At 70.5% G+C, this 11,946-nt stretch carries 11 protein-coding genes; 9 read left to right on the forward strand and 2 right to left on the reverse strand.

Translation table 11 applies throughout. The annotated features are described in order from the left end of the window. The first annotated feature begins 29 nt into the window (after nucleotides 1–29). From JOC24_RS20230 to JOC24_RS20270, 9 genes are all read left to right on the forward strand, one after another. A complete protein-coding gene (locus JOC24_RS20230; RefSeq protein WP_205021746.1) occupies nucleotides 30–857 on the forward strand; it encodes an amino acid kinase family protein in 828 nt (275 codons plus the stop codon). Next, nucleotides 857–1,906, forward strand: coding sequence for a FomB family phosphonate monophosphate kinase (locus JOC24_RS20235; protein WP_205021747.1), 1,050 nt, complete (start codon nucleotides 857–859; stop codon nucleotides 1,904–1,906). The genes JOC24_RS20230 and JOC24_RS20235 overlap by 1 nt, the downstream gene beginning before the upstream one ends. 63 nt (nucleotides 1,907–1,969) lie before the next feature. Then, a complete protein-coding gene (locus JOC24_RS20240) occupies nucleotides 1,970–2,854 on the forward strand; it encodes a TauD/TfdA family dioxygenase (protein WP_205021748.1) in 885 nt (294 codons plus the stop codon). 41 nt (nucleotides 2,855–2,895) lie between these two features. Further along, a complete protein-coding gene (locus JOC24_RS20245) occupies nucleotides 2,896–4,008 on the forward strand; it encodes a glycerate kinase (protein ID WP_205021749.1) in 1,113 nt (370 codons plus the stop codon). Further along, entirely contained in the window at nucleotides 4,008–5,093 is a 1,086-nt protein-coding gene (locus tag JOC24_RS20250; RefSeq protein ID WP_205021750.1) for an Ldh family oxidoreductase, read from the forward strand. Before JOC24_RS20245 ends, JOC24_RS20250 begins: the two co-directional genes overlap by 1 nt. Next, complete coding sequence (locus tag JOC24_RS20255; RefSeq protein WP_205021751.1) at nucleotides 5,090–5,947, forward strand: isocitrate lyase/phosphoenolpyruvate mutase family protein; 858 nt, start codon at nucleotides 5,090–5,092, stop codon at nucleotides 5,945–5,947. The genes JOC24_RS20250 and JOC24_RS20255 overlap by 4 nt, the downstream gene beginning before the upstream one ends. Continuing rightward, the gene (gene aepY / locus JOC24_RS20260) at nucleotides 5,944–7,065 is read left to right on the forward strand and encodes a phosphonopyruvate decarboxylase (protein WP_205021752.1); all 1,122 of its coding nucleotides are present in this window, start codon (nucleotides 5,944–5,946) and stop codon (nucleotides 7,063–7,065) included. The genes JOC24_RS20255 and aepY overlap by 4 nt, the downstream gene beginning before the upstream one ends. Then, nucleotides 7,055–8,227, forward strand: a complete 1,173-nt coding sequence (locus JOC24_RS20265; protein ID WP_205021753.1) for a phosphonoacetaldehyde reductase — start codon at nucleotides 7,055–7,057, stop codon at nucleotides 8,225–8,227. The genes aepY and JOC24_RS20265 overlap by 11 nt, the downstream gene beginning before the upstream one ends. Before the next feature lie 26 nt (nucleotides 8,228–8,253). Then, complete coding sequence (locus tag JOC24_RS20270; RefSeq protein WP_205021754.1) at nucleotides 8,254–9,330, forward strand: pyridoxal-phosphate-dependent aminotransferase family protein; 1,077 nt, start codon at nucleotides 8,254–8,256, stop codon at nucleotides 9,328–9,330. A 198-nt stretch (nucleotides 9,331–9,528) separates the two neighbouring features. Here JOC24_RS20270 and JOC24_RS20275 read toward each other — a convergent pair whose 3' ends face one another. Both JOC24_RS20275 and JOC24_RS20280 read right to left on the reverse strand, forming a co-directional pair. Continuing rightward, nucleotides 9,529–10,329 carry a hypothetical protein gene (locus JOC24_RS20275; protein ID WP_205021755.1) on the reverse strand — a complete coding sequence of 267 codons (801 nt, stop codon included), beginning with the start codon at nucleotides 10,327–10,329 and terminating at the stop codon, nucleotides 9,529–9,531. Between the two features lie 566 nt (nucleotides 10,330–10,895). Beyond that, nucleotides 10,896–11,903, reverse strand: coding sequence for an NEW3 domain-containing protein (locus JOC24_RS20280; RefSeq protein ID WP_205021756.1), 1,008 nt, complete (start codon nucleotides 11,901–11,903; stop codon nucleotides 10,896–10,898). Between the last annotated feature and the right edge of the window lie 43 nt (nucleotides 11,904–11,946).

Below are 11,946 nucleotides of genomic sequence, written 5' to 3' on the forward strand. Positions count from 1 at the left end.
TGCAAGCCCCGAAGGGGAAGGAACATCTCTTGACGCGCACCGCCCAGCCTCCCGGCAGCCTCGTACTGAAGATCGGCGGCAGCCTCTTCTCGGACAAGAGCCGCCCCGGCAGCCTCGACGAGAAGGTCTTCGCCTCGTACGCCGCGCTCGTCGCCGACCTGGCCCGTGCCTACCCCGGCCGGATCGTCCTGGTCACCGGTGGAGGAGCGTTCGGCCACGGGGCGCTGCGCGGACTCGACCCGGATGACCCCTTCGCGCCGCTGCCGTTCGTGCAGGCCACCGCGGGCGTCCGCTGGCGGTGGGTGAGCGCGCTGACCGACATGGGGGTGCGCGCACTGCCGCTGCAACTCGGGGCGTTCAGCACGGTCGACCCCACGCACCCGCACGGCGTCGCGGTCGCCGAGGAGCCCCTCAAGGCGCTGCTGGCCGCCGGTGTGCTGCCGGTCCTGTCCGGTGACTGCCTGCTGCGTCCGGACGGGTCGCTGGAGGCGTTCTCCAGCGACCGGACCCCGGAGGTACTGGTCCGGGCGCTCGGCACCGCTCCCCGCGTCGTCACGCTCACCGACGTCCCGGGGGTGCTGACCGGCGGCCCCGGCAGCGACGACGTACTGGAACTCATCGACGCGCACCACCCGGAAGACGCCTACCGGTACGTGTGGAAGGAGAGCGAGTGGGACGCCTCCGGCGCGATGCAGGGCAAGCTCGACGCGCTCGTCGCGTGCGCCCGCCAGGGAGCCGAGTGCTTCATCATGCGCGGTGACCCCGGACTGGCCGACCTGAGACATCTGACGCGCCCCGAGGGCGAGTGGCCGGGTGCCCTGAAGCGCACCCGGATCGCCCTGCGCAAGGAGGCCTGATGGGCACGCCCACGGTCACGGTCGCCGAATCGGTCGTGCCGGCCGACGCGTTCGCGGGCCGGGACGTCACCGTCCGCTCGTCGGCCGTACTGGACCTCAACGCGGTCCGGGTCCGTCTGATGAGCAACATGGAGGACTTCCCTGGCTTCTCGTACTTCGCCGACTTCGCGGAGGCGGACGCCGCGGCCGACTACGAGATCGTCTGCGTGGATCTGGACCGGGACGCCTACGACGTGTCCCTCCTCGCGGCCGAGGCCGACCGGACCTTCCGGTCTAAGCGGTTCAAAACCGGGTTCTACCTCGTGCACTTCTTCGGGGACCCCGCCTACCTGATCACGCGCGGCAACCGCTTCCACGTGTTCGGCCGTCGCCTGGAGAAGACCGTCTGGCCGTACTTCGTGAAGCACATCCTCACGATGCACGCCGCCGACCACGGTTTCGTGCACCTCAAGGCAGCCGGTTTCGCCCACGAGGACGGCACGGGAACCCTGCTGCTGGGCCGTCAGGGAGGCGGCAAGACGGTCTTCCTGGCACAGGCGTGCGCCGGCGGCGCGAGCTTCCTCGCGAACACCCACACCCTCGTCAAGGACGGTGTCGCCCACGGCGTGCACTCCGCGATGCGGGTCCGCTCCGACGACTGCTTCCGCGACGTCATCGAGCGGCGGAACCTGACGCCGCACATCGAGAGCGGTGACTACGTCGCCAGTCCCTACGAGCTCTTCGACGGCCGCACGGTGAAGCGGGCCACGATCCGCAACATCGTGATCGCGGACTTCGACCCCCGGCGCCCGCAGGGCCTGGAACCCGTCTCGGATGCGGCCGCGACCGCGTTCCTGGAACAGTTCTCCTCCGCGGTCACGATGTACGGCCTCAAGGACGACCTGTACACGCACTGCGGCAACGACCTGGACCGCTACACCCGCACCTACGAGCACATGCGCGGACAGGCCACGAGCCTGGTGGGCGGTGCCCGATGCTTCCGCGCCAACGTCGACATGCTCGATGAATCCGTGCGCGACACGGTGCTGTCCACCCTGGCCGCCGAGTGAGTCCTCGCCAGGCCGGCCCGACCGGCCCGACTCCTCGAGGCCGATGATGAAGGGAAGACCCCGTTGCGCCCGTTCGACCGCGTGAAGATCGAGCTGAGTGAAGAATCCGTCCGTCTGCTCGCCCGCCCCGAGGACCGGGGTCCGAACCACCTCTCCGACGAGCTGCGCGAAGAGGTGGCGGAGGCCGTCGTCCGCGATGTGCGCGACGGTCCCGGCATCCTGGTGCTCGGTGGCTTCGAGTGCCTCGCGGACGACGAGGAGGCCCTGCGCCGCGCCTTCCTGACCGGATCCCGCCTGTTCGGTGAGCTCATGCCGCAGAACGCCTCGGGCGAACTGCTCCGCGAGGTGCGGGACCGGGGCACACGCATCGGTGAGGGCCGCACGACCCGCTACTCCGACTCCCGCTTCGGGGGCAGCCTCCACACGGACGGCGCCGAGGCGCCCCTCCCCGTGCCGGACTACTTCACGCTCCTGTGCGTGCACCAGGCCGCTCTGGGCGGGGCGCTCCAGCTCGTTCACGTACGCGATGTCGTACGCGAGCTGAAGGACCGGCCCGAGGTGCTGGACGTGCTGCGGCAGCCCTTCCACTTCGACCGCCGCGGGGACGAGGCGCCGGGCGAGCCGCCCACCACACTCAAGCCCGTCCTGTTCGCGGACGGGGACATGCCGGGAGACCCGCTCGGTGTCACCTACCTCCGGCAGTACATCGAGGTCGGTCACGCCCGCCCCGATGTCCCCGACCTCACCGCGGCTCAGGTCGCCGCCCTCGACGCGCTCGACGCGTTGCTCGCAGACCCGGCCCTGATCAGCCAGGACCGTCAACAGCCCGGTGAACTGGCCGTGTTCAACAACAAGCGGCTTCTGCACGGCCGCACCGAGTTCACCGACCACGGCGACGGCGACCGGTCCCGTCTGCTGTTCCGCACCTGGATCCGCCGACCGGCCTGAGCACCCCCGTCACCTTCCGGCGAATCTGAAAGAGCGAGACCGTGCGCGTTCTCATCGTCCCCAACTGTCTGCGTGGCAGCCTCACGGCCGCCACGGTCGCCGACGCACTGGCGCGCGGCGTGCGTGCCGCCCACCCGTCCGCGACGCTCGACGTCCTGCCCGCGGCCGACGGTGGCGACGGCAGCCTCGGGCACTGGCTGCGGCACTCCGTGAGCCGGGAGGTCCCTGTCGACGTCGCAGGACCGCTGGGTGGCACGGTTCGTGCCACCTACGCACTGGGCGCGGACGGCACCGCGTTCATCGAGATGGCCGAGGCCAGCGGGTTGCGCCACGTCCCCGACGCACGACGTGACCCGCTGCGGGCCACCACCCGCGGTACGGGCCAGCTGATCCGCCATGCACTGCACGCCGGAGCCCGTACGGTGATCGTCGGTGCGGGCGGCAGCGCCACCCTCGACATGGGGGCCGGGGCGCTCAGCGCGCTCGGGGTGGAATTCCACGCCGACGACGGCCGTGTGCTCGACGCGTACCCCGATGCGCTGCGGCACGTCGTCGGCGCCGACACCCGCCACGCCGATCCGCTGCTGCGCGGCGCGCGGCTGCGGGTGCTGAGCGATGTGCACACCCCGTTGCGGGAGAACGTGGTGCGCTTCGGCCCGCAGAAGGGCATCGCCGCCCAGGAGGTCGGTGCGTTCGGCGAGATGCTCGGCCGCTTGGCCCGAGCCGTCCGCCCCGACCGGCCGGAGCTGCTGGACCTGCCGTGGTACGGAGCCGGGGGCGGTACCCCGGCCGGGCTCAGCGTCTTCGGGGCCCGCGCGGAGTCCGGCAGCGACCGGCTGCTCGAGCTGGCCGGCGTACCGGAACTGATCGCGGATGCGGACTTCGTCATCACGGCCGAGGGCCGGGTCGACGCCGGATCGCTGGACGGCAAGCTGCCGTTGGCCGTCTCCCGGCTCGCGGCCCGGCACGGCGTCCCGTGCGTGGTGGTCACCGGCAGCACCCTGCTCGCCCCCGAAGAACTCCCGGCCGGCACGCGCTGCCTGGTGCTGCCCCCTGAATGCGCGCCGGACCGGCCCGAAACCACCGCACTCGCGCTCGCAGACGCCGGCCGAGCCGCGATCCCGCACCAGACGCGAAGCCGTGAGGTGAATTGATGAGGACAAGCCACGAGAGTCTGCACGATTTCGTCCGTGAGGCGATGTGCCGTGCCGGGGCCCGCCCCGAGGACGCCGACCAGGTCGCGCGCGTGCTGGTCGCCGCCGACCTGAACGGGGTCGACAGTCACGGCGTGGCCCGGCTGCGCCGGTACGTCGAGGGCATCCGCAAGGGCACCATCGCGGCGGACGCGACACCCACAGTGGTGTCCGACTTCCCGGCCGGAGCGGTCGTCGACGCGGGCAACGGGCTGGGACAGCCCGCGATGCTGCACGCCCTCGACCTCGCGGTGCGCAAGGCACAGGACACCGCCATAGCGATGGTCACGGTCCGGCGCTCCAACCACTTCGGCATCGCGGGCCACTACGCGGCGCAGGGGGCCCGGCAGGGCATGCTCACCATCGTCACGACCAACGCCTCCCCGCAGGTCGCGCCGACGCACGGCGCGGAGCCCATGTTCGGGACGAATCCGCTCGCCTTCGCGCTGCCCACGCACCCGACCCGGCCGTACCTGTACGACGCGGCGACCAGCGCGGTCCCGCGGGGAAAGCTGGAACGTCTGGAGCGCGAGGAGCGGCCGATGCTGCCGGGGTGGGCCGTCGACCCCCAGGGCCGTACCGAGACGGACATCCCCAGCCTGGTCAAGGGGCTCAAGGCACGGGAGGGATACGCCCTGCTGCCGCTGGGCGGCGCCGGGGAGGACCACGGCGGGCACAAGGGCTACGGCCTGGGTCTCCTCGCCGACCTCCTGTGCGGCCCCCTGGCCGGGGCCAGTTGGGGCCGGCACGTGTACGGGCCCGACGGGGCGGGTCTCGGCCACATGGTGATCTGCGCCCGGGCCGCGGCCTTCATCGACCTCGACTCCTTCCGCGCCGAGACCGCAGCCATGTTCGACGAACTGCGCGACGCGAAGAAGGCAGAGGGCCAGGACCGCATCTTCATCCCGGGCGAGAAGGAATACGAGCGGGCCGACGAGCGGCGGGCCCACGGCATTCCGCTGCGCCCCGCCGTCGTGGCGGACCTCGGCGACATCGCCGCGTCCCTGGATATGCCGCCCCTGGAGTCCATCGGAGGACTGGAATGACCACAACATCCGCACGCCTGAGGGAACTCCTGGCAGCGCCGCAGGCGGCGAGGGCCGCCGGCGCGCACGACGGGCTGACCGCCCGGCTGGTGGAGGAGGCCGGGTACGACGTCGTCTGGGCGTCGAGCTTCGAGACCTCGGCCAGCCGGGCGCTGCCCGACATGAGCCTGCTGACGATGACCGACTACCTCCAGGCAGCCGCCTGGATGGTGCAGTCGACGTCACTGCCCGTGCTGGCCGACTGCGACACCGGGTTCGGCAACCGGCTGAACATCGCGTACACGGTGCAGCGGTACGAGGCTGCCGGTGTCGCCGGTATCTGCCTGGAGGACAAGGTCTTCCCCAAGAAGAACAGCTTCCTGGCAGTCGGCCAGACGCTCGAGGACCCGGCGGAGTTCGCCGCCCGCATCCGTGTCGCCAAGGAGGCACAGCGCGACCCGGAGTTCGTGATCGTGGCGCGGGTCGAGGCCCTCATCGCCGGTACGGGCATGGAGGACGCGCTGACCCGCGCCCACCTGTACGCGGACGCGGGTGCCGACGCGATCCTGATCCACTCCAAGTCCCAGGAGCCGCACGAGATAAAGGAGTTCCTGGAGCACTGGCAGCGGCGGACACCGGTGGTCGTGGTGCCCACGACGTATTTCCGGTGGAAGACGGAGGAGGCTTCGCGGGCCGGTGCGTCGCTGGTCATCTACGCCAACCAGGGGCTGCGGGCCGCGGTCCAGGCGGTCCGGGACGTACTGCTGGAGATCCGGCTGACGGGGGACTCGGCGTCGAGCGAGGACGTCATCGCCCCGGTGAAGGAGATCTTCCGGCTCACGGACGTCGACACGTGGAACGCGCTCGAATCATGATCGAACCGACCTTCTTCTGCGACGAACTGGCGCGCCGGTCCGTGGAGTTCTACACGGGTGTGCCGTGCTCCTTCTTCCAGGGGCCCATCAGCCTGCTGGGGCAGGGCGGCCGCGGCCGTTACGTGGCCGCCGCCAACGAGGGGGCCGCGCTCGCCATGGCCACCGGCGCCGAGCTGGCGGGCACGCGGTCGGCCGTCATGTTGCAGAACTCCGGGTTCGGTAATCTGCTCAACCCGCTCACCTCCCTCGTCATGACCTTCCGCGTGCCCGCGCTGGTCTTCATGAGCCTGCGCGGGTGGCCCGATCCGGCGGCCGACGAGCCGCAGCACGCCGTGATGGGGGCGTCCCAGCACGGCCTGCTCGATGCCCTCGGCATCGACCGGTGGACGCTCCCGCCCAGCCCCGACGGTCTCGTGGACGTCCTCGACCAGGTGGAGCACAGCCGTGCCGAGGGGCGTCCGGCCTTCGTCCTCGTGCCCAAGAACACCGTGGGGGTGGACGACGGCACGGTGCCCCCGACCGCCGCCTCGTTCGGCCGCAGGCAGGCGCTCGCGACGCTCGCCCCGCACCTCGGTGACGCGGCCGTGTACGCGACGACCGGGTTCATCAGCCGCGAGTTGTACGCGGTCGCGCACCGGCCGGACAACTTCTACATGCAGGGTTCGATGGGGCACGCGCTGAGCCTCGGCGTCGGCAGCGCCCTGGCCGACCCGAAGCTGCGTACCGTCGTCGTCGACGGGGACGGGGCGGCCCTCATGCACCTGGGCTCCTCCGCCGTGGCGGGCGCGGCCGCACCGCCCAATCTGACGCACGTCGTCCTCGACAACGGGGCGTACGAGTCCACCGGCGCCCAGAGAACCATGGCGACGGTGGACTGGGACGCCTTCGGCCGCTCCGTGGGTTACCGCACGGCGCGCACCGTGAACACGGCCGACGGGCTCGACGTCGCGATGCGGGACATCGCGGACACCGCCGGCCCCCACCTGGTGGTGGCGCGCATCGGCCTGGACGGTCCGGGCCAGACCCCGCCCCGGGTGACGTCCGGACACTCTCCCTTCGAGCTGCGTTGCACGTTCAGCGAATCACTCACCCTCAAGCGGAGCTCGTATGGCCGTTGACCTGCTGACCCTCGACAAGGAATGCGACACCCCGCCCACCCGGCTGGTCACGGGGCCGGGTTCCGCCGATGCCTTCGAACGTGAACTGAGGGCGTTCGGTGCTCGCCGGGTGCTCGTCGTCGCGAGCGCCGGAGCCCTGCGCCGCACGTCGTTCCTCAGCCGCGTCGACGCGCCGGACGTGCGTGTGTTCACCGGGTTCAGCCCGAACCCGAACCTCGACGACGTGCTCGAGGGGTGTGCGGTGCGTGATGCGCAGCAGCCGGGGCTGATCGTCGGGATCGGCGGCGGTTCGGCCATGGACGTCGCCAAGATGGTCCGGCTGCTGCCCGCCGACCCCGCCCGGGCACGGTCCGTGCTGGCCGCCCCCGCGCCCGGCCGGGCCGCGGCCCGCACGCCGCTGGTGCTCATCCCCACGACGGCGGGCACCGGCAGCGAGGTCACCCAGTTCGCGACGGTCTTCGTCGACGGTCTCAAGCAATCGCTCGACCTGGCGGCCGCGCGCGCGACGGTCGCCCTCGTCGACCCGGTGCTCTCGCACTCCTGCCCGTGGGAGGTGAGCGCGAGCTGTGCGTTCGATGCCCTCGCGCATGCGCTGGAGTCGTACTGGTCGATCCGGTCGACACCGCGGTCACGTGAGCTGGCCGCGACCGCGGCCGTGGGCATCGCCGAGGTGCTGAGCCGTGCCGAGGGCGGCTTCAGCGAATCCGACCGGCAGGTACTGAGCAGTCTGTCGACCAGGGCGGGGCAGGCCATCGACCTCACGCGCACCACCGTGGGGCATGCTTTCGCCTACCCGCTGACGGTCCGCTTCGGCGTCCCCCACGGGCTTGCCTGTGTGCTGAGCCTGTCGTGGCTGTTCCCGCTGAGCGAGTCCGCGCTGGCCGATCCGCCGGCGTGCCAGGACCCGCGAGGCGCTCCGTTCGTGCGCGCACGACTGCGGAGGATGGCCGGTTTCCTCGGGGTCGACTCACCTGACCGGTTGGGGCAGGCACTGCGGTCGCTGATCACCGCCGCGGGCTTCCCCGACACGCTCGGGGCCTACGGCGTCCGGCGGGCCGACGTCCCCGTCCTGTTCCAGGAGGCCATGTCGTCCTCCAGGTCCTCCAACACGCCCGTCCAGGTCCCTGCCGACGCTCCCGACTACTTGGCCGCCCACCTGTGAACCGCGCGGAAGCGGAGTCTGCCGCTGTGAACAACGTACGCACGAGTGGCCCCCTGCCGGTGCCGCCGCAAGTCACCGAGGCCTCGGCCCACGGGGTCATCAGCCATCGCTCCGACGCGTTCCGGGCGCTGCTGCCCGAAGTACTGGACGGGCTGCGCCCGTTCTTCGGCACCGGTGCGCCCATTCTGCCGTTCACCTGCTCGGGCACCGGGGGGATGGAGGCGGCCGTCGTCAACTGCGTGGCCCCCGGCGACCGCGTGCTGGCCGTGTCGGCCGGCCACTTCGGGGACCGGTTCGCCGAGATCGCCCGGTGCTACGGCGCCGACGTCATCGTTCACCAGGTCCCCTGGGGCACCGCTCCGACGGCGGCGGACGTCGTGGGAGCGCTGCGCGCGGCCGGCCCGGTGCGGGCGGTCCTGCTCACCCACAACGAGACGTCGACCGGAGTTCTCGCTCCCCTGCGTGAACTGTGCCTCGCCGTAAGGGAGTCGAGCGACGCGCTGATTCTCGTCGACGGCGTCTCCAGTGTCGGCGCGGCGCGCTTCGACATGGACGACTGGGGTGTCGACGTCGCTGTCACCGTCACCCAGAAGGCGCTGATGGCGCAGCCCGGCCTCAGCCTGATCGCGACGAGCCACAGGGCGCTGCGAGTCGCCCACGGGGGCGGACAGCCACGCTACTACTTCGACTTCCCGCGCATGGCGGCGGCCGTGGAGGAGGGTACGACCACCTACACACCGGCGGTGACGGTGCTTCAGGGCCTCCGGGCGGCGGTCGGCATGCTGAGCGCGGAAGGCCCGGAGCGCGTCTTCGACCGGCACCGTGCCGCAGCCGTTACCTTGCGGCAGTCGCTCCTCGAGCGCGGAATGACACCGGCCGCCGATGCCTGGTGCGCGTCCCCCACGGTCACGGCCGTGCACCTGCCCGACGGCGTACGGGCGTCCTGCGTGCGGCGGGCGTTGGAGCGGGACCACGGGATCCTCGTCGCCTCGGGGCGCAGCGAGTGGAAGGAGAGCACGGTGCGCATCGGCCACATGGGCGCGTTCCACGCGGCGGAGATCGAGGCCACGGTGGACGCGCTCGGGCGTGTTCTGGGTTCCTGAGGCCGGCGCGAAAGTGTCCCCGCGAGGGGAATGACCTTCGACTGGACCGGACGCCGGGTAGGTTCTACCCGGACACGCCCGCTGACCCTGATGCCGCACCACGAATCTTCCGATGCCCGACAGAGTCGCGCTGTAGAGGTCGGGGGCTGTAGACGGAGCGTCAGCTACCGCGCCGGCCCCCGACCGTACCGAGTCCGGTCAGCCGCCGAGAGCACTGACCCGCTGCGCGAGGGTGATCAAGCTGGTAGCGATCCCCTCGACATCGGTTGTGTGCTTGCTCTGTAGAGCGGTCAGCTGTTGCTGCATGCCCGATATCTGCTGCTGGAGACCAGATACTGCCTGCTGGAGGCCTGCCATTTGATGCAGGGTGTCGAGTACATCCGTCCCGGCGACGTTCAGCTTGCCGTTGACTTCGACGTGACCGTCGAGCAGTGCAGCTCGTCCGTTGTCCGCGTGCGCGTACAAGCCGGTACCCTTCTTGACCGTTGCGACTACCCCGGTCCCGTCGTCGCAGGTACCATAAACGCCGTGGCCTCCAACGGAAAAGCTGACACCCACCACTCCACCGTGGTTGGAATTCAGGGACTCGCCACGAACTCCCTCGTCCGCCTCCGATCGGCCGTACACGCCGGTGCTGGTCTTGCTCAGTCCGACGACGCCTCGCCCCTTGTCGGCAACCCCCCATACGCCGTGACCTCCTTGCCCTGTGTGAGTACCGGCAATGCCGGATTTTCCGGTCTCGGACGACCAGCCCCTGACGCCATCGTTGTGGTCACTTACGCCGGTGACCCCGACGGCGTCCACACCCGCTTCACCGTGCCCCCAGACACCTGTGCCTGTCGACCGACCGTAGATGCCATTACCCAGTTGGCTGTTCACGCCCGCGACACCTGCCTGGCCCGGGGCTCTGCTTTCCCCGAGAACACCATTCCACTGTTCGCTGTCGCCTCTGACGCCGGGCGTTCCTGCGTCTGTCGCGGTGCCATTGATTGAAGCCATCACGCACTTCCTTTCCAGAGTTCTCGGAGATTGAAATCCTCATGGGAAACACTTCGAATGTCTAAGCGTTGAAGCGTGATGGGCAAGGGTGAGGAGAAGTCGGCCCCATCCATGAGGAGTTCGATGCCAGAAGCGATGACTGCTAGCGCTTGGCTAATTCAAGTAGAGCGCTAAGCGCTACGACTCGCATCCCCAGAACATCATGCCGAGGCTGACGATGATGAGGTGCCGGGCGGCTGTAGTTGATTTCCATCCGTGACAGCCGCGTGAGGCCGTGTTCACCAAGGCGGGCGTCTTGACCGGACTACGGTCGATGGCTTTCGCAGGCGGCTCCCGGTCGCGCACCTCGGCCTCGCTGAGGGCGAAATGACGTCCGATTCCGCCCAGAGAGTTCGACCGGGCCCTGGGCGCCGTCGGTGTCGACCACACATCCGAGATCTACCCCGGCACCGTCCATGGGTACACCATGTCGGACACAGGGACGGGGAGGGTCCGGCGACCGTAGCCGCTGCGGCGGTGCGGCTGACTGCGCCGCACCGCCGCAGCGGGTCAAGACAGCTACGCCGTCACGGTGCCGTCGCCATGTCGAAGACGTGGATGTGGGCGTTCGCCGGCAGGACCACGAAGTCGACCGTCCTGTCCGGATCCAGCGGGATCGAGTTCGCGAAGACCCGGTACTTCACCGTGGCGTTGCCGTATCCGTCCGGGCGGTTGCGCCCGTCGGTCGACTTCACCAGCGTCGCTCCGTGTGCGTCCGCCGGGTCGAAGGACCAGTTGGGAAAGCCGAACGTCCCGGTGCTGGACGACCCGTCGGTGTAGTAGACGCTGGCGTTGCCCGTCGCACCGCTCGTGACGCCCGAGCCGAGGAAGACGAGTGAGCTGCCCTTCCCCGCGAGCTTCACCGCCTGTCCCGAGGCTGCCACGTTGTCCTTGGTGCCGGCCGCCACGTCGGGCCAGGTCAGCTCGGCTCCCAGGGCTTCGACCTTCGTCCCGCGGGCCAGGCCGACCGCCGCCAGCTTCTGCGCCGAGAAGCTGTTGCCCTCACCGTCGTAGTCGCCCGGCCCGGTGTCGGATTCATCGGTGACGGCCACGTTGTTGTACGCCGCCGCCAGGCTCGCCTGCGGTGCCCCGGCGCGTTCGGTGCGGGTGCCGGTTGCCGTGCCCCGGCCGTCCCCGCCCTTGTAGGTCGCGGTGGCCGTGAACGTACGGAGGACGAAGCCGGGGCGCTTCTCCGGGACCTGGATCCGGAACGACACGTCGGCCGAGGCGCCGCTCGCGAATGAGCCGTCCACGCTGAGCACGGCCGGCTGGACGGCCCAGCCCGTCGGCCCGGCGAACGCGACCTGGAGTGAACGGAGCCGCTGGGGACCGGCGTTCTTGACGGTGACCTTCACGGTGGAGATGGCGGGCCCGTCGAGGTCCACGGGGGAGATGCTCACCTCGGGTGCGGCGGCCTCGGTCGTGGTCGCGGCGGGGGCGGCCGTCGCCTGGACGGGGAGGAGGGCGGTCGCCCCGGCCGCCGTGACCGCCACCGCCAGGGATCTGAGCCGGCCGATGCGTCGTGCTGGTCTCATTGGTTGCTCCTTCGGGTGACAAAGCGACTGAGTGACTGAGCGA

It is taken from the genome of Streptomyces sp. HB132 (assembly GCF_016909575.1).
In the GTDB taxonomy this organism is placed as follows: Bacteria; Actinomycetota; Actinomycetes; order Streptomycetales; family Streptomycetaceae; genus Streptomyces.